Here is a 611-nt window from a genome sequence, read left to right on the forward strand (position 1 = left end):
GGGGTCGGTTCCGGCTGAGGGCGAAATGACACCCTAAGCTTTCGGTTCCTTGGGCCAAAGATATTCGCCAGTCAGTAGAATGTGCGCCCAGCCCAATGGGGATATGTGGGGAAGAAATTCAGGGGGAACATCCAACCCTTCGTTCCGCCGCTCCGTGACGGCATGACCAAGATGGACGGTATTCCAGTAAATGATCACCGCAGTCAATAAATTGAGCCCAGCGATTCGGTAGTGCTGCCCCTCTGTCGTGCGATCGCGAATTTCCCCCTGCCTCCCGATACGGAGCGCATTTTTGAGCGCATGGTGGGCCTCTCCCTTGTTAAGACCGATCTGAGCACGCCGCTGCATGTCCGTATCCAGGATCCACTCAATAATGAAAAGGGTCCGTTCAATACGACCAACTTCACGAAGCGCAACTGCAAGGTTGTTTTGTCGTGGGTAAGAAGCGAGCTTGCGCAGGAGTTGGCTGGGCCTGATTTTGCCAGCGGTCATCGTCGCGGCACAACGGAAAATATCAGGCCAGTTCGCAACGATAAGATCCTCCCGGGCTTTTCCACCTACCAACTTGCGTAACTCCCTGGGGGTCGTATCGGGATTAAATACGTACGGGA

General features: G+C 54.7%; 1 protein-coding gene. It reads right to left on the minus strand.

Going from position 1 to position 611, the window contains the following annotated elements; all coding sequences use genetic code 11:
• Positions 1-33: 33 nt before the first annotated feature.
• On the minus strand, positions 34-611 hold a 578-nt coding region (locus ACKLKD_RS27975), incomplete at its 5' end, for a Tn3 family transposase (RefSeq protein ID WP_420062016.1).

This window comes from Klebsiella sp. 10982, from assembly GCF_048589245.1.
GTDB lineage: Bacteria > Pseudomonadota > Gammaproteobacteria > Enterobacterales > Enterobacteriaceae > Klebsiella > Klebsiella quasivariicola.